Genomic DNA, 21656 nt, shown 5'->3' with positions numbered 1-21656 from the left:
TGCAGGTTTTTTTGTTCTTGTCATGAAGAGATAGAACTAAGTTAATCTAGAATTAGATTGTTAGCGTTTTGCTAGCAGGCGATCGAGGTGGTTGGCGAACTCACGGCGATCGGTCTGTGATAGGGCACTTGGGCCACCCGTTTGGATGCCACTTGAGCGCATGGTATCCATAAAGTCACGAATGTTCAGACGTGCTTTGATGGTCTCTTTGGTGTAAAGCTCACCACGAGAGCTGAGAGCTTGGCCACCTTTGGTGATCACTTCGTCAGCCAGAGGGATATCGGATGTAATCACAAGATCGCCAGGTTCAGTGCGCTTTACGATTTCATCATCAGCAATATCAAATCCGCTTGGTACTTGAATCGAGTGAATGTTATTGCGTTTAGGAACGGGAACCAGATGGTTTGCCACAAAGGTACATTCAACCCCTGTGCGCTCAGCTGCGCGTACGATTGTTTCTCGGATAACCTTTGGACAAGCGTCCGCATCAACCCATATCTTCATAGTGTTCTATTTCTCTATTCGCTTATTTATCTGTCAACTTATTGCTCGGTTAACTTATTACTCAGTTAATTTGGCTTCAAGCGTGGCAACGCGAGCGGTAAGTTCAAGGATTTGCTTTTCCAGTTGGCCAACACGGTCTAGTGCCGGCTCTTCTTGTGTCGCGACTTCAACTTTAGGAACGCGATTCGCACTTTTCCAGCTCTTGATGGTTGTGATTAAAGCAGGCATTGGAACCGATGTACTCATACGAGCTTTCACTAATGCAACGGTCGGCTCTTTACCTTGTGCTTGCAGTCCTTCAAGCACTGATTTCAACTCTTCAGAAACATCTTTTGTCAGCATGTTGACCTCCATTTTTAGTCTTCAATCATTTTACTCGCTCCGCTGGATGATAGCGAATCATAAAACATCCCATGGCGTGTGAGAGATCTCTTACAAAGGCTGTGAGATAACACGAATAGTTGTCTAGAGAGATTGATATGCATATAGTTAACTTGTTGAATTTTAATTGTTTTATATAATTAACAACTCGGATGAATTCAAAGTGTGATGCAAATCTATTGTCCGAAACCCTAAATCGCGTAAATTAAACCTTGTCGGAAGGATTCTGACACGGAACAGGAAAGCACCAAGGATTTGGTTATCTTCAGGATGAAGATTTGGTTACTTAGGATTGAGTGATCAAGCATGGAGCGTAAGGACATTGTAGGGATACAGTCAGTTAACAGGAAGTTAGCTGCAACGGAATGACAATGGACACCTTTAGGATTAAAGGGTTGGATTAGCATCAGGACGATGTAAAGGACACCGCTCACGGAACAAGTGATGTGCGCTAACTAGGATTGTTAGCTTTCAGGATGATTGGACACCGCTAGGACGGCGAAGTAAAGGAAAGAGCTGAAGGATTACAGCCACTATTATGGATGATGCATGGAGCATTAATTAGTAGCCGGACTGCTGCGAGTAAGACCCTAGCCCTGACACTTCGGTGTCGGGGCTTTTCTTTTCCTGAGGCTTTTCTCTATCTAGGAGACTCTTTTAAATCTAGAGCGTCTTTATCTAAGAGCTTCTTCATTTAAGAGCGCAACATCTGCTTTTCTGCTAATGGTCAACACAAGGAGTGTTTTATGACGATAGCAACCTCAAGAACGCTGTTGGTACCTTATACTGAACAGCTAGAACTCGACTTTATCAAGTTAAATTGCTGCCCCATTAATCGTGCCGAAATGAATGGACCTCACTCTGTCGCCTCTGCGAAGCACCTTTTTCAAGAAATACTGCAAGATAACGTTGGCTTCTGCCGCGCGATCATCCACAACCAAACCCGTGAATATCTTGGACATGTCTTTGTTTCATCGGAAAAGGGTAAGCATGAACTTGGCTTTATTTTGGATAAAGAATACTGGAATCAAGGTATTGCTAGTGAGGTACTAAAACCTTTCTTTAGTTTGGTGCGCTTTGAAGAGCGTTTAACGAATGTTGTTGCGACTGTGAATGTCGGACACAACCCATCCATTAAGCTATTAGAAAAATTAGGCTTTGCATTTAAAGAGACCAAACAAGATCAGTTTGGCCCTTATCATGAATATCGTTATACCGAGTATTGCGACGTTACATTCTATGAGGCTGTAGCTCAAACCGCATAGAGCGGAAACCGACCATGATCAGTTTACCTTGGTATAGGTCATCACCTAACGCTGAAAATTCAAATTGGTACACAGTATGCCAGCGCCAAATCGTGGTTAACTCATGGCGCATCTTAAGCTTATGACCACTAAAAGCGACACTCAACAATTGTAAGTCCAGCTCTTTACACTTTCTCGCAATGGCAGCCTTCGCAAGCTCTGATTGCCTGCGCTGCTGCCAAAATAAAAAGCAAAAGAAGCACAGAAACAAAATAGCCAATAAGTTATCTATCATTTAATCCATACTTCCTTTTTTATCTCTTCATTCCAATTGTGATAGTTGCGCATTTTGATGAACTACAGAGTGAGTCTCTCTGTGAACTTAATTAGCTTTAGCCGCTTGTTGCAGTTCGACCAGTGCGTTTGCAAGTTCTGGTGATGGATTTGAGTTCAGTAGCGGTAAAAATACCATTCTCAGAGTTGGAATCATCACTAAATCTGCAAATAACTGATTGAACAAGTTTTGGTTACCTGTTTGTGCGAGGCGCAGCAAGAATTGCTCAGCAATCGCAGGATCTTGCAGTGCGTGCCAGCTTCGACCAGCCAAACCAATTAACACTTCTTGGTGACTTAAGCGTGGGCTCGCCAGAACTTGGTTAATTACGGCATTCGTTGTGCTTGGTTCTGCACCAGAAAGGGCACGAACCAACGCAGACAGCAAGAACAGATCCGGTTCTTGGCTATTGATCTCATTTTCGGCCATCTCTTGTAAGCGTTGAGCCAGCTTGTCATTGATTTGCGTGTGCTCAAGCGCCCCTAGTGTTGCGTATAGAGGTTCTGATGGTAGTTTGTTCAATGCTTTACGAATCGCGACACCGTTTTGTTGGCTGCCTAGGCGAGCACACATATCGGTGATACCTTGAAGACCAACAGTTTTCCAGTTATCCCAGCCTAGATCACCAGTGAAGTAGTGTTGAGCGTGTTCGTAGTATTGGCTAGTCGCCAGATCTAAACCTGATCTTACTTGGCTATGGAACACGGCCATCTTGTCCTCTGAAGGCTTAAACGTGTATGGGTTGTTAGACAGCTTTTGTTGTTGCTCTTCGCTGATCTCGCCGTTTAGACGTGTGCCCATTGCTTCTATGACAAACTTAAGGAAGTTACCTACATCGCCTTGATGCAACAGGCCCCTTTCGTCCAGCTTGAACTTTAGAAACCAAATCCAAGGCTGCTTGTGTTCGTTCCAGTAACTAATGGCTAAGTGAGCTTGTTTCTGAAGTGGAAATGGGTACGGCTGTTTCCCTTGCTCAACATCAGAGAATAAGGTGTTGTCGATCTTCTGAATGCGACGACCTAGGTCGTAGATATCGTATTGGCAACCGCTATTCTTGAGTAACTGAGTGAGCGTGTGAATCGTTTCCATAGTAATAAAGCTCCTAACTTTCTTTCCTAAATAGATGGTACTCTATGCCCCAATTTCAAGGTCACTAGATAAATAACTTGGTGAAAAATGACAGCTGCCACAAAGTTACCTCCTTTACTTCAACAATTAGAACAACAAATGCGCCAATGTTCGCTGTGGAGTGATGTTCCACCTTCGGACGAAGCTCTGGCCAGTGTTGAACCTTTCGCGATTGATTCGTTACAACCGGAAGAGTGGTTGCAGTGGATCTTTATCGTTAAGATCAACGCAATGATGGATGCGAAAATGCTCCTACCGAAGGGCTTTGCTATCCATCCTTATTTTGGTGAAGTTTGGAAAAATGAGGCAGACAAGGCTGAACTGCTAGTGACGATTCAGAGCATTGATGAGGTATGCGCGTAATGTTAGAGATCATTTATCAAGATGAGTATTTTGTCGCGGTGAATAAGCCCGCTGGCATGCTGGTGCATCGCTCATGGTTGGATAAACACGAAACGCAATTTGTGATGCAAACACTGCGTGATCAAATTGGTCAGCACGTATTTCCTCTGCATCGCTTAGATCGCCCAACGTCTGGCGTATTGGTGTTTGCGCTATCGAGTGAGGTCGCCTCTGAGGTGATGCCAATGTTCGCTAACCATGAGATGCAAAAGACTTACCATGCAATTGTTCGTGGTTGGATAGAAGAGGGCGATACGCTAGATTACGCACTTAAGGTTGAGCTGGATAAGATCGCAGATAAGTTCGCGAAAGAAGACAAAGAAGCGCAAGAGGCTGTGACGGTTTATGAACCGATAGCAAAAGTCGAAGTACCCTATTCAACGGGACGTTTCCCTACGAGCCGCTACTGCTTGGTTGAGATGATGCCAAAAACAGGCCGTAAACATCAGCTGCGTCGTCATATGGCTCACCTAAGACACCCAATCGTGGGTGATACCTCACATGGTGATGGTAAACACAACCGACTGTTTCGTGATGATTTAGACTCGCACCGTTTGTTGCTACATGCCTCTGAATTGCGCTTCATTCATCCTTTCACTAAAGAAGAGTTGGTCATGAAGGCGAACCTGGATGAAACTTGGCTAAGGTTGTTTGAAACCTTTGAGTGGGATACCAACTTAATCGATGCTCAAACTTGCTTGTCGAAGTAAGTCACGCGTATTTAAGCAATCGCGAGTCTAAGTGAAAAGAAAAATATAATAAAAACAAAGGGCTGATAGTGATATCAGCCCTTTTTGTATCTGTACAACCTTAACGGCATCACTATTGTTGACTAGTTCGTCGTTAATCGTGGGATCATTTTAGCTTTTCTAGATCGGCTTCGATCTCAGCGATCTTACTTGATACCACTTTCTCTAGATGGCGTAAGTCGGTAAGGATCTTCTGCTTCACATCCACCTCAGCTGTTGGCGTCGGTTTGGTTATCTTGTTGAGTTCATCAATTACAAGAGTGAGGTTGCGGTTAATCTCGGTCACTTCTTTGTATTGATTATTGCCACCGCTAACAAGCACACTTTTCACTTGTCGTGGGTATTTAAACTTAACGCTTTTTGCGAACAGTTCACCTTTCTGCTTACGAAAGTAAATTTTCAGGATATCTTTATGAGCTTCTTGGCGAAGGGAATAACGTTCAATCTGTTTAGGTTCGTGGATACCTAAGCCAGTGAGGTTTGGATACATAAGCGACCTCTAGGTTATGAATGTAATACTTTTATGTAATTGACTTGATCAATGTAGCAGCCTAACGACGAGCTAGATAGTTGATATCTGTGAATTGATTGTAAGTTGTGGGCAAGATCGCTCTCTATCTTTACCCACACTTATTTGGCTATTAAAGCTGCCCTCAGACTTAATTCGACTTCTAAGGAGCGAGTTCCGAAACATGCTCGGTTAGCCTTTCTCTTAGCGCTTGTTCTTGCTCTTCAGAAAGCCTTCCTCCTGCTTCACTGGTCAGAATAAACAAATCCTCAGCTCGCTCACCTATGGTGGTGATTTTCGCACCGTGCAAGTTGATACCTAGCTCCGCAAAGGTAGCACCGACTTGAGCCAACAACCCTGGTGTGTCTAGAGCTCTCAACTCCATTAAGGTGCGTTTTTTGCTCTTGGTTGGTAGGAATTCAACCAGAGTCTTCACCTTGAAGTGCTGTAAGTTACGAGGTGTGCGACGTGTCTTGATCTTAGTTGGACGACCATCAGCCAGTACATGAGTCAGATGCTTGGCAACGGCTTTGTGTCTTGCTTCATCGATCGCTTCACCATGTTGGTCTAGTACGATAAAGGTATCTAAAACATGGCCATCTTTGCTGACCATGACCTGCGCGTCATGAACGTTAAAGTTGCGCCTGTCGAGCTCTGCAACCACGGTCGCAAACAGTGCCGCTTGGTCTCTACAGTAAACGAATACTTCTGTACCACCACGTGTCGCTTTTTTGCTGATCAGTACGAGTGGTTGGCTTGGGTCTTCTAGGCGAAGTAGGTGCTCACAGTGCCAAGCGATTTGTTTGTGTGTGTGGCGTAAGAAGTAGTCGGCTTTGAAGCGTTGCCATAACACTTCAATTTCACGAGCGGTGAATCCCTCTTTACGCAGCAAAGCTGACGCCATTTGTTGGTTATGACGAATACGATCTCTGACATCGACAGGGTTTTCTAATCCGCGGCGTAGTGCTCGCTGAGTAGAGTGGAATAGCTCCGCTAACAGCGTTCGCTTCCAGCTGTTCCATAGCTCTGGGTTAGTTGCACAGATATCGGCAACGGTTAAACAAACCAGTAGCTCTAGTGATTCTTCATCACGGACCTTCTTTGCGAATTCAGTGATTACATCTGGGTCGTAGATGTCACGGCGTTGAGCGGTTACAGACATCAACAGGTGATTCTGTACCAACCACGCGACTTGCTTGGCTTCAGGTTTTGATAACCCGTGTTCAATACAGAAAGAGTATGCTTCAACAGCACCAATCTCTGAGTGGTCTCCACCGCGGCCTTTGCCGATGTCGTGGAAGATAGCCGCCAGAATCAGCAGCTCTTTCTTCTGTACGCGTGGGTAAACTTCACAACAGATAGGGTGCTTGTCGTGGTTCTCAATTTGGCCAAAACGGTTAATGTGCTTGAGCAGGCGAATACTGTGCTCATCCACAGTGTATACGTGGAATAGGTCAAACTGCATCTGGCCAACGATCTGGCTCCACTGTGGTAAGTACGCTGAGAGCACGCCTAGCTTATGCATTAAGCTAAAGGCTTTGTGTAGTGCATTTGGGTGGCGAACTAGATCCATGAACTTGTCACGAGCTTCAGGAATAGTATGCAGGAAGCGGTTTAATCGGCGACGTGCCGTTCGCAGTTGTCGCAATGTTGGTGGGCTTACCCCTTCGATAGTCGAGTCATTAGCGATATGGATAAACATATCGAGAATCGTTTCTGGTCTAGCTTGGAATAGAGCTGGCTTGCGCGCTTCGATCAGTGAGCCACGGCGCTGGAAGTCGTTGTCGAGAATCTCAGCGTCTTGAGTCTGGCCACCATTGATGATTGCTTGATCGAACAATTTAAGCAGCATTTTGTTGAGCTCGGCAACGCGACGAAGTGTTCGGTAGAACTCTTTCATCATCATCTCAACGCCACGGTTACCTTCGCCAGTATAACCCAAATGTTCAGCGACTTGAGCTTGGTGGGCAAAGGTGAGGCGGTTGTCGTAACGGCGCAGCTCTATGTGCAGTGCAAAACGAACACGCCATAAGAAATCTTGGCACTCAACTAACTCACGATACTCAGCATCGGTTAGAAAACCGTACTTGCTCATCTCTAACAAAGAGGTCGCACCGAAGTGGCGACGCGCTACCCAGCTCAGGGTATGGATGTCTCTGAGTCCACCTGGAGTCGATTTAATGTCCGGCTCTAGATTGTAAGTGGTGTCGTGGTAGCGAGCATGACGTTCTCTTTGTTCTTGAATCTTAGCCTTGTAGAAGGTTTCACTTGGCCAAAATGAATCGGAATGAATTTTCAGCTTTAGTTCTTGAAAAGTGTCTTCACTACCACACAGCAATCGAGACTCTTGCAGGTTGGTAGCAACGGTTAAATCATCAATACCGATATCAAGACATTCGGCAATGGTACGTACCGCGTGACCAACTTCGAGTCTCAAATCCCAGAGTAGGGTGATGAACTGGCTGACTTTTTCGCCAAGTGCTGGTGGCAATGTTTTTTGCGAGACGATAAGGATATCAATGTCGGACAAGGGGTGGAGTTCACCACGGCCATAACCGCCTACAGCGACGAGTGAAATATGAGGCAGCTTATTGAATCCGAAATGCTCCCATAAACGATTGAGAAGTAAATCCATGTATTCGGAGCGTAGCAACACTAAGTCGGTAACTGGATGATGATTCAGGAATTCATTTTTTTGATACTGCGTGAAGATCTCGAGCTGATTTTTTAATTCGCAGATTTCAATTTGTTCGTCATTGAACGTAAGAGGGCATTGATAAGGCATATGGTCTGCTATCCGTGCAAGCAAATGAGAATAGTAAACAATTTAACAGAAGCTGGTGGAAAGTCGAAATTGAGTGGATAAAAAAATATCCTCGACAAGGCGAGGATATTTTTAAAAGGCTGATGTGTTCAGTTTGATGAACTAAGCGTTTTTCATGATACGTGGAATCGTATCGTCGCTGCGTAGTGTTAGTACTTCACAACCTGTATCTGTCACTACCAGTGTGTGTTCCCACTGCGCCGAGTTTTTGCTGTCTGCTGTGTACACTGTCCAGCTATCTTGGTCATCAAGACGGCAGCCAAACTTACCCGCGTTGATCATTGGCTCGATAGTGAAACACATGCCTGCTTTTAGCACTGTACGGTCGCTGTTCTTGTAGTGAACCACTTGTGGATCTTCGTGGAACTCAGAACCAATACCGTGACCACAGTAATCTTTGACAATAGAGAACTTAGCGCGTGGGTTATTCTTGTTGTTTGTTTTGATGTACTTCTCGATAGCGGTGCCGATTTGGCCAAGTTGAACACCAGGTTTCACTTGGCGCATGCCTTCGTAAAGTGCTTCTTGAGCAACCATGCATAGACGCTTGTTTGCTGGTGAAACTTCACCCACAAGAAACATCTTAGATGTGTCACCGTGGTAGCCTTGTGGACGAACGCTTAAGTCTGCGTTTTCGTCATCAGGGATGATTACTGTGATATCAACGTTAAGAATGTCACCATCTTTTAGTACCGCAGGTTTGAATTGACCTGTGCTGCCAGTCTCATCTTGTGATGCTGGAATACCGTGGCACACAATGTGGTTGATAGAGGTACAGATTGACTTAGGGAAACCGTGATAATCAAGTGGTGCTGAGTATGCGCCTCTTTCCGTAGCGTACTCATGACAGATTTGGTTTAGCTCTTCTGTCGTTGTACCTACTTGGATGTGAGGTTCAATCATCTCTAGAATCTCCGACGCCAGCTTGCCGGCGACGCGCATTTTTTCAATTTCTTCAGCAGTTTTAATTTTTACAGCCATTGCATATCTCTTAATTTGGTAGCACCTAAGTGTGCATATTGGGGCTATTCTATCAGTGCAGCATTTTAGCGCAACATTCCCATATCCATACAATGCTGGTGGATACTACTCAACCTGAGTGGTTTACGTCCGGTCTATTGAGATAGAAGTGAATGAATAGCGACACTATTTATAGGTAAATTTCGCCGATAGGGATCAGTATAGCAGTCGCCATTTTTAGATTTTTTTCTAGCCATAGATAGACAAAATATGGTATAAAGCGCGCCGGACATCAGGAGTGTTTTCTCCAATAGGCGAAACAAGCTTTGTGTCCACTAACTTATTTCTTTAAATCACACACATTCCGACACATGTTCCGGGGTGCCTCAACAACACAGATAACGGCTGAAAAGTGGTTAGTTGTTAGGGGTCGGATTCATGGGGGATGTGGAGGCCTAACCCCATAGAGGATTTTAAAATGGCAACTGTATCAATGCGCGATATGCTTAAAGCTGGTGTTCACTTCGGTCACCAAACTCGTTACTGGAACCCAAAAATGAAGCCATTCATCTTTGGTGCTCGTAACAAAGTACATATCATCAACCTAGAAAAAACTGTACCAATGTTCAACGACGCTCTAGCTGAAATCGCTAAAGTTGGCGAGAAGAAAGGTAAAGTTCTTTTTGTTGGTACTAAGCGCGCTGCATCTGAAGCTGTTAAAGAAGCTGCTATCAACAGCAACCAGTTCTACGTTAACAACCGCTGGTTAGGCGGTATGCTAACGAACTACAAAACTGTTCGTCAGTCTATCAAGCGTCTGAAAGAACTTGAAGCGCAAGCTCAAGACGGTACTTTCGACAAGCTTACTAAGAAAGAAGCTCTAATGCGTACTCGCGAAATGGAGAAGCTAGAGAAATCTCTTGGTGGTATCAAGAACATGGGCGGCCTTCCAGACGCTCTATTCGTAATCGATGCTGATCACGAACACATCGCAGTTAAAGAAGCAAACAACCTAGGTATCCCAGTTTACGCTGTAGTTGATACTAACTCTAACCCAGACGGCGTTGACTTCGTTATCCCAGGTAACGATGATGCAATCCGTGCAGTACAGCTTTACCTAAACGCTGCTGCAGACGCGGTTAAAGAAGGTCGCAACAAAGATGTTGCTGCTGTAGCTGCTGAAAAAGACGGTTTTGTAGAAGCTGAATAATAGCGGCTCTGAGCCATATTTAGTTCATATTAAGCGGTCATAATCGGTGGCTTAACGGACTGAATACAGTCAATATCAGGGGCCAATTAATTAGGCCCCTGTTTTTTATCTTTTTTAGAATTTACTGAGGAATAGAGAATGGCAACTGTAACTGCAGCTCTAGTTAAAGAACTTCGTGAACGCACAGCTGCGGGCATGATGGAATGTAAAAAAGCGCTTGTTGCTGCTGAAGGCGACATCGAGCTAGCAATTGAAAACATGCGTAAATCTGGCGCAGCAAAAGCAGCTAAGAAAGCTGGTAACGTTGCTGCTGAAGGCGCAATCATCATCAAAGAAGCAAACGGCGCAGCTGCTCTTCTTGAAGTTAACTGCCAAACTGATTTCGTAGCTAAAGATGCAGGTTTCCTTGCATTCGCTAACGAAGTTGCTGAAGTTGCTCTAGCAGAACGTCTAGAAATCGCTGATCTTCAAGCTAAATTTGAAGAAGCGCGTATCGCACTAGTAACTAAAATCGGTGAAAACATCAACATCCGTCGCGTACAATTCGTTGAAGGTGTTGCACTAGCTTCTTACCGTCACGGCGAGAAAATCGGTGTTGTTGTTGCTGGTGAAGGCGAAGCTGAAACTCTTAAGCACGTTGCAATGCACGTTGCTGCATCACGTCCTGAGTTCCTAAACCCAGAAGACGTACCTGCAGACGTAGTTGAGAAAGAAAAAGCAGTTCAAGTTGAAATCGCTATGAACGAAGGCAAACCAGCTGAAATCGCAGAGAAAATGGTTGTTGGCCGTATGAAGAAATTCACGGGCGAAATCTCTCTAACTGGTCAAGCTTTCATCATGGAGCCTAAGCAAACTGTTGGCGCTATCCTTAAAGAGAAAGGCGCTTCAGTATCTAACTTCGTACGTCTAGAAGTTGGTGAAGGCATCGAGAAAGCAGCTGAAATGAGCTTTGCTGACGAAGTTGCAGCGGTACAAAAAGGTTAATCCTTAGCGTATTGTTTGAAAAGAGACCGTGGCAAATGCTGCGGTCTTTTTATGAATAGTGAATTATTTTTTAGCTGTTATGAATGCAAACTGAGCTAATCAGTTTTTATCCATGACTGTTAATCATCAACTCTTTGGAAGGTAAACTCCATGACTACGAACCCTAAACCAGCGTATCAACGTATTCTGTTAAAACTTAGCGGTGAAGCATTACAAGGCGAAGAAGGTTTTGGTATTGACCCGACGATCCTTGATCGTATGGCTCAAGAAGTAAAAGAATTGGTTGAACTAGGTGTTCAAGTGGGCGTTGTTATCGGTGGCGGTAACCTGTTCCGTGGCGCTGGCCTTGCAGAAGCTGGTATGAACCGCGTTGTTGGTGACCACATGGGTATGCTTGCAACGGTAATGAACGGCCTTGCGATGCGTGATGCTCTACACCGTGCTTACGTAAACGCTCGTGTAATGTCAGCTATCCCTCTTAAAGGTGTGTGTGACGACTACAACTGGGCAGATGCAATCAGCCAACTGCGTCAAGGTCGCGTTGTGATCTTCTCTGCTGGTACTGGTAACCCATTCTTCACTACAGATTCTGCTGCATGTCTACGTGGTATCGAAATCGAAGCTGACGTAGTTCTAAAAGCGACAAAAGTAGATGGTGTATTTACTTCTGACCCTGTAGCAAACCCAGACGCAGAGTTGTATGATACGTTGTCTTACAACACGGTTCTTGATAAAGAACTTAAAGTAATGGACTTGGCTGCATTTACGCTAGCACGTGATCACAAAATGCCAATCCGTGTATTTAACATGAATAAACCAGGCGCACTACGTCGCGTGGTTATGGGTGAAACTGAAGGTACATTAATCAGCGACGCTGACTAATTTTTCGGGCTTACTGAGGTGTTATACCTTGGTAAGCTTATCCTTATCACTCCAAATAAAAAGCTTTCTTGAAGAAAGAACATAATCAAGGTGAAATTGTGATTAACGAAATCAAAAAAGACGCTCAAGAGCGCATGGTAAAAAGTGTTGATGCACTAAAAAACAGCCTGCAAAAGATTCGTACAGGTCGTGCGCACCCAAGCCTACTTTCTGGTCTTACTGTTGAGTACTACGGTGCTCCAACGCCTTTGACTCAAGTAGCTAACGTTATCGCTGAAGATGCACGTACACTAGCTATTACAGTGTTTGATAAAACACTGACTCCTCTAGTTGAAAAAGCAATTCTGACATCTGACCTAGGCCTAAACCCTATGTCTGCTGGCACAGTTATCCGTGTTCCACTTCCTCCGCTAACGGAAGAGCGTCGTAAAGACCTAGTTAAAATCGTTCGTGGCGAAGCTGAAGGTGGCCGTGTTGCTATCCGTAACATCCGTCGTGACGCGAATGGCGATCTAAAAGCACTTCTTAAAGATAAAGAAATCTCTGAAGATGAAGATCGTAAAGCACAAGACGAAATTCAAAAGCTAACTGACGCTGCGGTTAAGAACGTAGATGAAGTTCTAGCTGTTAAAGAAAAAGAGTTGATGGAAGTTTAATTTTCCATATTCTTTTCTTTCCGGAAAAACGCTGTACTCACGGTGCAGCGTTTTTTTATGCTACTCTGTTCGACTATTAGAATTTGATTCACTCTTTTATGCATAATTCTCAAGCGTTCACAGACTCTCTTCCTAAACACATTGCTATCATTATGGATGGTAATGGTCGCTGGGCAAAAGCTCAGGGCAAGCCTCGCGTCTTTGGCCATAAAAACGGTGTTCAAGCCGTTCGTAAAACTATCTCTTCTGCAGCCAGACTTGGCATTAAAGCCGTTACTCTTTTTGCGTTTAGTAGCGAGAACTGGCGTCGTCCTGAAGAAGAAGTCGGTATTTTGATGGAACTGTTTATTTCAGTGCTGTCGAGTGAAGTAAAAAAGCTTCATAAAAATAATCTACAACTTCGTGTTATTGGTGATAAAAGTCGTTTCAATGATCGACTACAAAAGAAGATAGAAGAAGCGGAAGCTTTGACTAGCACCAATACCGGTATGGTTATTAATATTGCGGCTAACTACGGCGGTAAGTGGGATATTCAGCAAGCAATGACCTCTATTGCTCAACAGGTAAAGTCTGGTGATATTAATGTAGATGACATTGATGAAGCTATGATTACACAGCACCTGACGATGGCAGATATTCCTGAAGTCGATCTACTTATCCGTACCAGTGGTGAATGCCGCATTAGTAATTTTATGCTTTGGCAGTTGGCTTACGCCGAAATGTATTTCACTGAACAATTCTGGCCAGACTTTAATGAAGACAGCTTAGTAGAAGCTGTGACTTGGTTTGTGAACCGTGAACGTCGTTTTGGATGCACTGGTGAGCAAATTAAAGCTCTGATGGACAGTTAATAAGGATTTTTTGGTTTGAAACAACGAATTATTACGGCGTTGATTTTAGCTCCCCTAGTTATTCTAGGCATTTTCGAGTTATCACTTCCTACATTTATTCTTTCATTAGCGGTAATCTCGCTATTAGGTTTTTGGGAGTGGACTCAGTTTGTTGAAAGCAAATCGCGTTATTTAGCGTTGATTCCAACTGTTGTGGTAAGTGCCGCAAGTTTTGCTTTTATCCCTTTTGATGCATTTAGCCTTAATAACTTGTCTACTGCTCACTACTCCATTCTAACGATTGGCTCAATTTGGTGGGTAATCGCGAGTGGTATGGCCGTGACTTATCCTAAGTCTATGCCTGCATGGAAAGACTCTTCTCTTCTTCGTCACGCTTTTGGTGTGCTGACTCTGCTGCCATTCTTCTGGAGTGTGGTTATCCTGCGTGCTAACGGTATCGATGTTGATCCCTACCACGGTGCAAAATTGGTTATGTTTGTTTGTTTGCTCGTTTGGGCAGCGGATAGCGGTGCTTATTTTTCCGGGAAGAGTTTTGGTAAGCGCAAAATGGCCCCAGAGGTAAGCCCGAATAAAACGATTGAAGGTCTTATTGGCGGCATCATTACTGCAGTGATCGTGGCTTGGATCTTTGCTGACTTGTTTAATATCCAATTCACAAGTCCTCTTCACATGATTGTTATTACTCTTGTGACCGTCGTTATCTCTGTTCTTGGTGACCTTGTTGAAAGCATGTTTAAACGTGTTTCTGGGGTGAAAGACAGCAGTAATCTGATTCCTGGTCATGGTGGTATACTAGATAGAATAGATAGCTTAACGGCTGCATTCCCTGTCTTTGCTCTGCTTTATTTAGCATTCTAATAAAAAAGGGCAGTGATTCTGCCCTTTATTACATTTCTACGGTCATATGTGATGCGAAATCTAACTATCCTTGGCGCTACCGGCTCTATTGGTGCAAGTACACTAAAAGTCGTTGAGCAAAACCCAGATCTTTATACGGTCGTGGCACTAGCCGCCGGTTCGAATGTTGAAAAGATGCTGGCGCTAGTTGAAAAGTGGCAACCAAGCTATGTTGCTATGGCTTGCCCCGATGCAGCGTCTCAACTGAGTGATGTGTTGTCTTCGGATTACCCAAACATCAAAGTACTTTCAGGCTCAGAAGGCATGTGTCAGGTCGCTTCCCTAGATGAAGTAGACACTGTTATGGCTGCGATTGTTGGCGCAGCAGGCTTGCTTCCTACTATGGCTGCGGTTAAGGCAAGTAAGCGTATCTTACTTGCTAATAAAGAAGCCTTGGTGATGTCTGGACAGTTGTTTATAGACGCCGTGGAAAAGTACGGTGCTGAGCTACTTCCTGTCGACAGTGAACATAATGCTATCTTTCAGTGTTTGCCGCAAAACGTCCAAACCAATCTAGGTCGCTGTGATTTAGAAGCTAATGGTATTAACCATATTCTACTAACTGGTTCTGGTGGTCCTTTCCGTTATACCGACGTGGCTGAGTTGGAATCAGTGACTCCTGAACGCGCTATTGCACACCCTAACTGGTCTATGGGCCCTAAGATCTCCGTCGATTCAGCGACCATGATGAATAAAGGCTTAGAGTACATTGAAGCGAAATGGTTATTTAATGCCTCTCAAGAGCAGTTGAAAGTGATTATTCATCCTCAATCTGTGATTCATTCGATGGTTCAGTACAAGGACGGCTCTGTGCTTGCTCAAATGGGCGAACCGGATATGGCGACGCCAATCGCTTTAACGATGTCTTACCCTGAGCGCACAGAAGCAGGCGTTAAGTCTCTGGATTTCACTAAAGTGGGCGAGCTTACTTTTCTAGAACCAGACTTTAGTCGTTACCCATGTTTAAGGTTAGCGATTGAAGCTTGCTACTTGGGTCAGCATGCTACAACCGCAATTAACGCGGCAAACGAAATTGCCGTCGATGCTTTCTTGAACAATCGAGTGAGGTTTACCGATATTGCTGTCATTAACGAACATGTTATGAGCAAAGTATGTGAACAACATAACTCTGAGGGCTTAGATAGCTTGGAAAGCCTTCTCGAGCTAGATAATATGTCTCGTCAATTAGCCAATCAATTTATTAAAGAGCAGCTAGCATGAGTGGAATTCTGTGGAACTTCGCATCCTTTATTGTAGCGCTTGGCATTCTGGTCGCTGTTCATGAGTTTGGACACTTCTGGGTTGCTCGTCGCTGTGGTGTGAAAGTTGAGAAATTCTCGATTGGTTTTGGTAAATCAATCTGGAGCAAAGTTGGCCGTGATGGTACGGAATACAGCTTGTCAGTCATTCCATTGGGCGGCTACGTTAAGATGCTTGATGGTCGTGTTGACGACCTTTCTGAAGACGAACAACAATACGCTTTTGATAAGAAGCCATTGTGGAAGAGAACGGCGATAGTTGGTGCAGGTCCTGCATTTAACTTTATCTTTGCCGTCTTTGCATATTGGCTAGTATTTTTGATTGGCGTGCCGGCGGTTAAACCTGTAATCGGTGAAGTCACTCCGCAATCTATTGCTGCACAAGCCGGAATTGAAACTGGGATGGAACTTAAATCTATTTCAGGAATCAAAACCGCAGATTGGGAATCAGTCAATATGGGTTTGATATCACACATTGGTGATCAATCCATGACAGTGACGGTTGCTTCTCAAGACGACATCGGCTTTGAGCAACAAATGACATTGGATATTTCAGACTGGTCGTTCAACCCAGAAACTGAATCTGCAATGACAACGCTGGGTTTTAGACCGTACTCTCCAGAGGTATCGACTGTACTGGCTCAAATCATTGATGATGGCGCTGCATACGATGCAGGTCTTGAAGCCGGTGATAAAATTGTTGAGATTAACGGGCAACCTATTGAACAGTGGCAGTCGGTTGTTGAGTTAATTCGTGCAAATCCAATGACACCCTTGGACTTGGTCGTATTGCGAAATGGTGCTGAGCAATCATTGGTTATGACACCAAAAAGTCGAGAGCTTTCTGATGGTTCGACAATCGGCTATGCAGGTATTGCTCCGGAAGTCGCAGAATGGCCAGAAGATTATCGCTTTGAGTTACAATTTGGTGTAATTGAGTCTGTAGGAAAAGCATTTGATAAAACAGGTCAAATCATTGGTTTGACACTGACAATGCTTAAGAAGCTTATCGTTGGTGATGTTGGCTTAAACAACTTGAGTGGCCCTATTTCAATCGCGAAAGGTGCAGGTACAACCGCCGATTATGGTTTGGTTTACTTCTTAGGCTTTTTGGCTCTGATTAGTGTTAACTTAGGGATTATTAATTTGGTTCCGCTGCCTATGCTTGATGGCGGACATTTGCTGTTTTTCGCTATTGAGGCCGTTACTCGTAAACCGGTACCTGAGAAAGTTCAGGAAATGGGATACAGATTGGGAGGGGCAATCCTCTTCTCATTGATGGCTCTGGCAATATTTAACGATTTTACTCGTCTGTGAATGGTTTCTCACAGGCATTGGTAGTAGCAAGGAATAATTAGAATAAGTATGGCGATTAAGCAAATTCTGTTCGCAAGTCTATTGGCCACTAGTGTGGCTGCGAACGGAGCACAAAACTTTGTAGTTCAAGATATCAAGATCGAAGGTTTACAGCGTGTTGCACTTGGTGCGGCTCTACTGAAAATGCCAGTACGTATTGGCGATGAAGTGGATGAAAGCGATGTATCTGAGATCATTCGTGCATTGTATGCTTCGGGTAACTTTGAGGATGTTAAAGTCCTTCGCGATGAAGGTGTTTTAGTTGTTCAAGTCAAAGAACGACCGACCATCGCGAGCATTTCATTCTCGGGTAACAAAGCGATCAAAGAAGAGCAACTTCAGCAGAACCTAGATGCGTCTGGTGTTCGTGAAGGAGAGGCTCTTGACCGTACGACGCTGAGTAACATTGAGAAAGGCCTTGAAGATTTTTACTACAGTGTTGGTAAGTACAACGCGACAGTAAAAGCGGTTGTGACGCCTTTGCCACGTAACCGTTCTGACCTTAAGTTTGTGTTTACTGAAGGCGTATCCGCTAAGATTCAGCAAATCAACTTTATCGGTAACGAAGTTTTCTCTGACGCTGAACTCCTCAGTCGTTTCAACTTGAACGTTGATGTTGCATGGTGGAATTTCCTTGCGGATGAAAAATACCAGAAGCAAGTATTAGCTGGTGATATCGAAGCGCTGAAATCTTACTACCTTGACCGTGGTTACCTTAAGTTTAAGGTAGATTCTACTCAAGTTGCGATCTCTCCAGATAAGAAAGGCGTGTATATCACGCTTGGTATTGATGAAGGCGAAGCTTATACCGTTAAAGATGTCGCATTTCGTGGTGAGCTCATCGGCCGTGAGGCTGACTTTGAGGCGTTAGTGCCATTTGAAGACGGTGATACTTATAACGGTTCATCGGTAACGTCTTTAGAAGAGAACGTAAAACGAATTCTTGGCGAATCTGGCTATGCGTACCCACAAGTTCGTACTATTCCAGAGTTCAATGATGAGACCAAAGAAGTGTCGTTGGTTATCAATGTAGAAGCGGGCAGCCGTATCTATGTTCGTGACATTCGATTTACGGGTAACAATTCAACGAAAGATGAAGTTCTTCGTCGTGAAATGCGTCAAATGGAAGGCAGCTGGCTTAACTCTAAGTCAATTGATACTGGTAAGAGCCGTCTTAACCGTTTAGGTTTCTTTGAAACGGTTGATGTACAAACAGTTCGTGTTCCTGGCAGTGAAGACCAAGTTGATTTGGTTTACAACGTTAAGGAAGCGAACTCCGGCAGCATCAACTTTGGTGTCGGCTACGGTACGGAATCAGGTGTTAGTTTCCAAGTTGGCCTACAACAAGACAACTTTGCGGGTTCTGGTAACCGTGTTGGCGTAAGTGCCATGATGAACGATTACCAAAAGAACGTGAGCTTAGACTACCGTGACCCATACTGGAACCTTGATGGTGTGAGTCTAGGCGGTAAGATCTTCTACAACGAATTCGAAGCCTCTGAAGCGGGTATTGTCGACTATACCAACCAAAGTTACGGTACGAGCCTTACATGGGGTTTCCCTATGGATGAGCTGAACCGTATCGAGTTTGGTGTTGGCTATACACACAACAAAATCGGTAACGTTCCGACTTATATCCAAGTTGAACAGTTTGCGAGAAGTATTGACCAATATGGTGACGAGCACATCTTAACCGATGATTTCGATATCAATATCTCTTGGACGCGTAATAACTTGAACCGTGGTTTCTTCCCAACAGAAGGTAACCACCAGCGTGCTTTCGCTAAAATGACGGTGCCAGGCTCTGATGCTCAGTACTTCAAAATGCAGTACGATGTAAAACATTACATCCCGCTGACCAAAAAGCATGAGTTCACACTATTGATGCGTGGCCGATTAGGCTATGGTAATGGTTATGGTCAAACGGATGGTAACGATAACTTGTTCCCATTCTACGAGAACTACTACGCAGGTGGTTTTACAACCCTACGTGGTTTTGGTTCTAACTCGGCTGGCCCGAAAGCCGTTTACGGAAGCAGCACAGGTAACAACCCAACCTACGATACTGCTACTGATGATTCAGTGGGTGGTAACGCGGTTGCTTTGGCAAGTCTAGAGTTAATTGTACCTACGCCGTTTGCTTCTGATGAAGCACGCAGCCAGATTCGTACCAGTGTCTTCTTCGATATGGCTAGTGTATGGGATACCGAATTTGTAGACCGTGGCGCGCCTAATAGTGGCGGCCAGTACTACTACGATTACTCTGATCCAACGAATTACCGTTCATCTTATGGTGCAGCCCTTCAATGGATGTCACCGATGGGCCCACTGGTTTTCTCTCTAGCGAAACCAGTTAAAATTTACGAAGGTGATGATGAGGAATTCTTCACATTTACCATTGGTAGAACTTTCTAATATTTAAAGGACAATATTTTGAAAAATATGATTAAAGCAGCAGGTTTAGGCCTTGTAGTTCTTAGCTCTTCTTTCTTTGCAACAGCTGCTGAAGCTGCGCAAAAAGTGGGTTATGTAAACACTGCACAAGTATTCCAGGCTCTACCTCAGCGTGAAGTTGTTCTTCAAAAAATGCAGGAAGAGTTCAAAGACAAAGCAGCTGAGCTGCAGAGCATTCAAGCTGAAGCAAAAACGAAGATTGAAAAGCTTAAGCGTGATGGCGAGCTACTAGGTCCTGACGAAGTTGAAAAGCTACGTATCGAAGTAGGTCAACTAGACAGCAAGTACAAAATCAAAGCTCAAGCACTAGAAAAAGCAAGCCAACGTCGTGAAGCACAAGAGAAGCAGAAGCTATTCAAAGTGATTCAAGATGCTGTAACGAAAGTTGCAGAGAAAGAAGGCTACGATATGATCGTTGATATTCAAGCTCTGCAATACGGCAAGCCAGAATACAACATCTCTGAGAAAGTAATTAAAGCACTGAAATAAGTTTTATGAAGAATCTAACTTTAGCCGAATTGGCAACGATTACCGGGGGAGAGCTACACGGAGATGGTACTATTACCGTTTCAGCAGTCGCTCCTATGGATAAAGCGCAAGAAGGTAACATTACGTTCCTTTCTAACGTAAAGTACAGCAAGCACCTAGGTGACTGTAAAGCATCCGCTATTATGGTTAAAGAGAATGAGCGTGAACTTTGTAAGACGAACGTGATTGTGGTTAATGACCCTTACGTTGCTTTTGCTAAAGTTGCTCAAGCGCTTGATACTACTCCAGCACCCGCTGCGGCTATTGCTGATTCAGCTTCGATTGCAAGTGATGCGACCATTGGACAAAATGTGTCTATTGGTGCAAATGCTGTGATTGAGTCTGGTGTGGTACTTGGTGATGATGTGATCATTGGTGCTGGTTGCTTTATTGGTAAAAACGCGAAAGTTGGCTCTGGCACTAAGCTATGGGCTAACGTAAGTGTTTACCATGAAGTTGTGATTGGCGAAGCATGTTTGATTCAATCAAGCACGGTTATCGGCTCTGATGGCTTTGGTTATGCGAACGAGAAAGGCGAGTGGATTAAAATCCCACAAGTCGGTTCAGTTCGTATCGGTAACCGCGTAGAAATCGGCGCGTGTACTACCATCGACCGTGGTGCATTAGACGACACAATTATTGAAGATAACGTTATCTTAGATAACCAACTTCAAATTGCTCACAATGTTCACATCGGATATGGTTCAGCCCTTGCGGGTGGTACTATTGTAGCTGGCAGCACGACGATAGGTAAGTACTGTATTATTGGTGGTGGCTGTGTGATTAATGGTCACATTGAAATCATTGACGGCGTTACAATCACCGGTATGGGGATGGTAATGCGCAGCATCACTGAGAAAGGCATGTACTCTTCGGGTATTCCTTTACAGCCAAACAAAGATTGGCGTAAAACAGCAACGCGTGTTCATCGTATTGATGAAATGAACAAGCGTTTGAAAACCGTTGAAAAACTTATCGAGAAGAGCGCGGAATCATAATTCCAGCATTTCTAATAAAAGGCTCGCGTATAGCGAGTCTTTTTCGTTTATAATCCTTCTAATTAAATAAAGAATATACATAGGAATACGACTTTGACTACTGAACAGACAACGATGAACATTACTGAAATTCAGGAACTATTACCTCATCGCTACCCATTCTTAATGGTTGATCGTGTGACTAGCTTTGAAAAAGAAAAAACACTGACCGCAATTAAGAATGTCTCTGTTAACGAACCTCAGTTCACAGGCCACTTCCCTCAGCTTCCTGTATTCCCAGGCGTGTTGATCTTAGAAGCAATGGCACAAGCAACAGGCCTTCTAGCATTTAAATCTTTTGGTGCGCCTTCTGGCAACGAACTTTACTACTTTGCAAGTGTTGATAAAGCAAAATTCCGTAAGCCAGTCGTACCTGGTGACCAACTGGTTATCGAAGTTGAATTCTTAAAAGAGCGTCGTGGCATTGCATCGTTTAACGGTGTAGCGAAAGTTGACGGCGACGTTGTATGTTCAGCTGAACTTAAATGTGCTCGTAGAGAGTTTTAAT

General features: G+C 44.2%; 22 protein-coding genes. 15 read left to right on the top strand and 7 right to left on the bottom strand.

What is annotated here, in order from left to right; genetic code table 11:
* Window positions 1-60 precede the first annotated feature (60 nt).
* Window positions 61-504 carry a YaiI/YqxD family protein gene (locus CWO13_RS11910; RefSeq protein WP_009847429.1) on the bottom strand — a complete coding sequence of 148 codons (444 nt, stop codon included), beginning with the start codon at window positions 502-504 and terminating at the stop codon, window positions 61-63.
* A 57-nt stretch (window positions 505-561) separates the two neighbouring features.
* Window positions 562-846, bottom strand: a complete 285-nt coding sequence (locus CWO13_RS11905; RefSeq protein WP_055319552.1) for a hypothetical protein — start codon at window positions 844-846, stop codon at window positions 562-564.
* Window positions 847-1631: 785 nt separating this feature from the next.
* Between CWO13_RS11905 and CWO13_RS11900 the strand changes: the two genes are divergently transcribed.
* Window positions 1632-2150: a GNAT family N-acetyltransferase gene (locus CWO13_RS11900; protein WP_048664574.1), complete on the top strand. Its 519-nt coding sequence runs from the start codon at window positions 1632-1634 to the stop codon at window positions 2148-2150.
* Here the strand turns inward: CWO13_RS11900 and CWO13_RS11895 are convergent.
* Both CWO13_RS11895 and CWO13_RS11890 read right to left on the bottom strand, forming a co-directional pair.
* Window positions 2116-2424, bottom strand: a complete 309-nt coding sequence (locus CWO13_RS11895; RefSeq protein ID WP_048664575.1) for a DUF3301 domain-containing protein — start codon at window positions 2422-2424, stop codon at window positions 2116-2118. The two genes, CWO13_RS11900 and CWO13_RS11895, sit on opposite strands and share 35 nt — an antisense overlap.
* An 87-nt stretch (window positions 2425-2511) precedes the next feature.
* Entirely contained in the window at window positions 2512-3552 is a 1041-nt protein-coding gene (locus CWO13_RS11890) for a DUF3549 family protein (RefSeq protein ID WP_048661213.1), read from the bottom strand.
* 87 nt (window positions 3553-3639) lie between these two features.
* Between CWO13_RS11890 and CWO13_RS11885 the strand changes: the two genes are divergently transcribed.
* Both CWO13_RS11885 and truC read left to right on the top strand, forming a co-directional pair.
* Window positions 3640-3954, top strand: a complete 315-nt coding sequence (locus CWO13_RS11885) for a YqcC family protein (RefSeq protein WP_048661214.1) — start codon at window positions 3640-3642, stop codon at window positions 3952-3954.
* The gene (gene truC / locus CWO13_RS11880) at window positions 3954-4703 is read left to right on the top strand and encodes a tRNA pseudouridine(65) synthase TruC (protein WP_055319550.1); all 750 of its coding nucleotides are present in this window, start codon (window positions 3954-3956) and stop codon (window positions 4701-4703) included. Before CWO13_RS11885 ends, truC begins: the two co-directional genes overlap by 1 nt.
* A 145-nt stretch (window positions 4704-4848) precedes the next feature.
* Here truC and CWO13_RS11875 read toward each other — a convergent pair whose 3' ends face one another.
* The 3 genes from CWO13_RS11875 to map all read right to left on the bottom strand — a co-directional run bounded on the left by CWO13_RS11875 (window position 4849) and on the right by map (window position 9055).
* Window positions 4849-5232, bottom strand: a complete 384-nt coding sequence (locus tag CWO13_RS11875; protein WP_004734354.1) for a DUF3461 family protein — start codon at window positions 5230-5232, stop codon at window positions 4849-4851.
* A 181-nt stretch (window positions 5233-5413) separates the two neighbouring features.
* Complete coding sequence (gene glnD, locus CWO13_RS11870) at window positions 5414-8035, bottom strand: bifunctional uridylyltransferase/uridylyl-removing protein GlnD (RefSeq protein WP_048661216.1); 2622 nt, start codon at window positions 8033-8035, stop codon at window positions 5414-5416.
* A 141-nt stretch (window positions 8036-8176) separates the two neighbouring features.
* On the bottom strand, window positions 8177-9055 hold the full coding sequence (gene map, locus CWO13_RS11865) for a type I methionyl aminopeptidase (RefSeq protein WP_048661217.1): 879 nt from the start codon (window positions 9053-9055) through the stop codon (window positions 8177-8179).
* Between the two features lie 457 nt (window positions 9056-9512).
* Between map and rpsB the strand changes: the two genes are divergently transcribed.
* The 12 genes from rpsB to fabZ all read left to right on the top strand — a co-directional run bounded on the left by rpsB (window position 9513) and on the right by fabZ (window position 21655).
* Window positions 9513-10244 (top strand): 30S ribosomal protein S2, encoded by a 732-nt coding sequence (gene rpsB, locus CWO13_RS11860; RefSeq protein ID WP_009847420.1) that lies wholly within the window; start codon window positions 9513-9515, stop codon window positions 10242-10244.
* A 138-nt stretch (window positions 10245-10382) separates the two neighbouring features.
* Window positions 10383-11228 (top strand): translation elongation factor Ts, encoded by an 846-nt coding sequence (gene tsf, locus CWO13_RS11855; protein WP_048606678.1) that lies wholly within the window; start codon window positions 10383-10385, stop codon window positions 11226-11228.
* Window positions 11229-11378: 150 nt separating this feature from the next.
* The gene (gene pyrH, locus CWO13_RS11850) at window positions 11379-12110 is read left to right on the top strand and encodes a UMP kinase (RefSeq protein ID WP_017630771.1); all 732 of its coding nucleotides are present in this window, start codon (window positions 11379-11381) and stop codon (window positions 12108-12110) included.
* A 98-nt stretch (window positions 12111-12208) separates the two neighbouring features.
* Window positions 12209-12766 carry a ribosome recycling factor gene (gene frr / locus CWO13_RS11845; RefSeq protein WP_017060741.1) on the top strand — a complete coding sequence of 186 codons (558 nt, stop codon included), beginning with the start codon at window positions 12209-12211 and terminating at the stop codon, window positions 12764-12766.
* Window positions 12767-12864: 98 nt separating this feature from the next.
* Complete coding sequence (locus CWO13_RS11835; RefSeq protein WP_017063364.1) at window positions 12865-13617, top strand: isoprenyl transferase; 753 nt, start codon at window positions 12865-12867, stop codon at window positions 13615-13617.
* 15 nt (window positions 13618-13632) lie between these two features.
* Complete coding sequence (locus tag CWO13_RS11830; protein ID WP_107898678.1) at window positions 13633-14475, top strand: phosphatidate cytidylyltransferase; 843 nt, start codon at window positions 13633-13635, stop codon at window positions 14473-14475.
* 51 nt (window positions 14476-14526) lie between these two features.
* Entirely contained in the window at window positions 14527-15735 is a 1209-nt protein-coding gene (gene ispC / locus CWO13_RS11825) for a 1-deoxy-D-xylulose-5-phosphate reductoisomerase (RefSeq protein ID WP_108019928.1), read from the top strand.
* Complete coding sequence (gene rseP / locus CWO13_RS11820; protein ID WP_048664583.1) at window positions 15732-17090, top strand: sigma E protease regulator RseP; 1359 nt, start codon at window positions 15732-15734, stop codon at window positions 17088-17090. The genes ispC and rseP overlap by 4 nt, the downstream gene beginning before the upstream one ends.
* Before the next feature lie 48 nt (window positions 17091-17138).
* The gene (gene bamA / locus CWO13_RS11815; protein ID WP_048661222.1) at window positions 17139-19544 is read left to right on the top strand and encodes an outer membrane protein assembly factor BamA; all 2406 of its coding nucleotides are present in this window, start codon (window positions 17139-17141) and stop codon (window positions 19542-19544) included.
* A gap of 27 nt (window positions 19545-19571) precedes the next feature.
* Complete coding sequence (locus CWO13_RS11810; protein WP_017056311.1) at window positions 19572-20072, top strand: OmpH family outer membrane protein; 501 nt, start codon at window positions 19572-19574, stop codon at window positions 20070-20072.
* A 5-nt stretch (window positions 20073-20077) separates the two neighbouring features.
* On the top strand, window positions 20078-21109 hold the full coding sequence (lpxD, locus tag CWO13_RS11805; RefSeq protein WP_102432050.1) for a UDP-3-O-(3-hydroxymyristoyl)glucosamine N-acyltransferase: 1032 nt from the start codon (window positions 20078-20080) through the stop codon (window positions 21107-21109).
* A gap of 93 nt (window positions 21110-21202) precedes the next feature.
* Window positions 21203-21655 carry a 3-hydroxyacyl-ACP dehydratase FabZ gene (gene fabZ / locus CWO13_RS11800; protein ID WP_048661224.1) on the top strand — a complete coding sequence of 151 codons (453 nt, stop codon included), beginning with the start codon at window positions 21203-21205 and terminating at the stop codon, window positions 21653-21655.
* Window position 21656 lies beyond the last annotated feature (1 nt).

Source organism: Vibrio sp. ZF 223 (assembly GCF_003050585.1).
In the GTDB taxonomy this organism is placed as follows: Bacteria; Pseudomonadota; Gammaproteobacteria; order Enterobacterales; family Vibrionaceae; genus Vibrio; species Vibrio crassostreae.
Note: the sequence above shows the minus strand (reverse complement) of the source record. Positions and strands in the feature narration are given on the sequence as shown.

Excerpts from the sequence above, each read along its gene's own strand:
- CWO13_RS11910 (WP_009847429.1), bottom strand. The coding sequence starts at position 504 with ATGAAGATATGGGTTGATGCGGACGCTTGTCCAAAGGTTATCCGAGAA.
- CWO13_RS11905 (WP_055319552.1), bottom strand. The coding sequence starts at position 846 with ATGCTGACAAAAGATGTTTCTGAAGAGTTGAAATCAGTGCTTGAAGGA.
- CWO13_RS11900 (WP_048664574.1), top strand. The coding sequence starts at position 1,632 with ATGACGATAGCAACCTCAAGAACGCTGTTGGTACCTTATACTGAACAG.
- CWO13_RS11895 (WP_048664575.1), bottom strand. The coding sequence starts at position 2,424 with ATGATAGATAACTTATTGGCTATTTTGTTTCTGTGCTTCTTTTGCTTT.
- CWO13_RS11890 (WP_048661213.1), bottom strand. The coding sequence starts at position 3,552 with ATGGAAACGATTCACACGCTCACTCAGTTACTCAAGAATAGCGGTTGC.
- CWO13_RS11885 (WP_048661214.1), top strand. The coding sequence starts at position 3,640 with ATGACAGCTGCCACAAAGTTACCTCCTTTACTTCAACAATTAGAACAA.
- truC (WP_055319550.1), top strand. The coding sequence starts at position 3,954 with ATGTTAGAGATCATTTATCAAGATGAGTATTTTGTCGCGGTGAATAAG.
- CWO13_RS11875 (WP_004734354.1), bottom strand. The coding sequence starts at position 5,232 with ATGTATCCAAACCTCACTGGCTTAGGTATCCACGAACCTAAACAGATT.
- glnD (WP_048661216.1), bottom strand. The coding sequence starts at position 8,035 with ATGCCTTATCAATGCCCTCTTACGTTCAATGACGAACAAATTGAAATC.
- map (WP_048661217.1), bottom strand. The coding sequence starts at position 9,055 with ATGGCTGTAAAAATTAAAACTGCTGAAGAAATTGAAAAAATGCGCGTC.
- rpsB (WP_009847420.1), top strand. The coding sequence starts at position 9,513 with ATGGCAACTGTATCAATGCGCGATATGCTTAAAGCTGGTGTTCACTTC.
- tsf (WP_048606678.1), top strand. The coding sequence starts at position 10,383 with ATGGCAACTGTAACTGCAGCTCTAGTTAAAGAACTTCGTGAACGCACA.
- pyrH (WP_017630771.1), top strand. The coding sequence starts at position 11,379 with ATGACTACGAACCCTAAACCAGCGTATCAACGTATTCTGTTAAAACTT.
- CWO13_RS11835 (WP_017063364.1), top strand. The coding sequence starts at position 12,865 with ATGCATAATTCTCAAGCGTTCACAGACTCTCTTCCTAAACACATTGCT.
- ispC (WP_108019928.1), top strand. The coding sequence starts at position 14,527 with ATGCGAAATCTAACTATCCTTGGCGCTACCGGCTCTATTGGTGCAAGT.
- rseP (WP_048664583.1), top strand. The coding sequence starts at position 15,732 with ATGAGTGGAATTCTGTGGAACTTCGCATCCTTTATTGTAGCGCTTGGC.
- bamA (WP_048661222.1), top strand. The coding sequence starts at position 17,139 with ATGGCGATTAAGCAAATTCTGTTCGCAAGTCTATTGGCCACTAGTGTG.
- CWO13_RS11810 (WP_017056311.1), top strand. The coding sequence starts at position 19,572 with ATGATTAAAGCAGCAGGTTTAGGCCTTGTAGTTCTTAGCTCTTCTTTC.
- lpxD (WP_102432050.1), top strand. The coding sequence starts at position 20,078 with ATGAAGAATCTAACTTTAGCCGAATTGGCAACGATTACCGGGGGAGAG.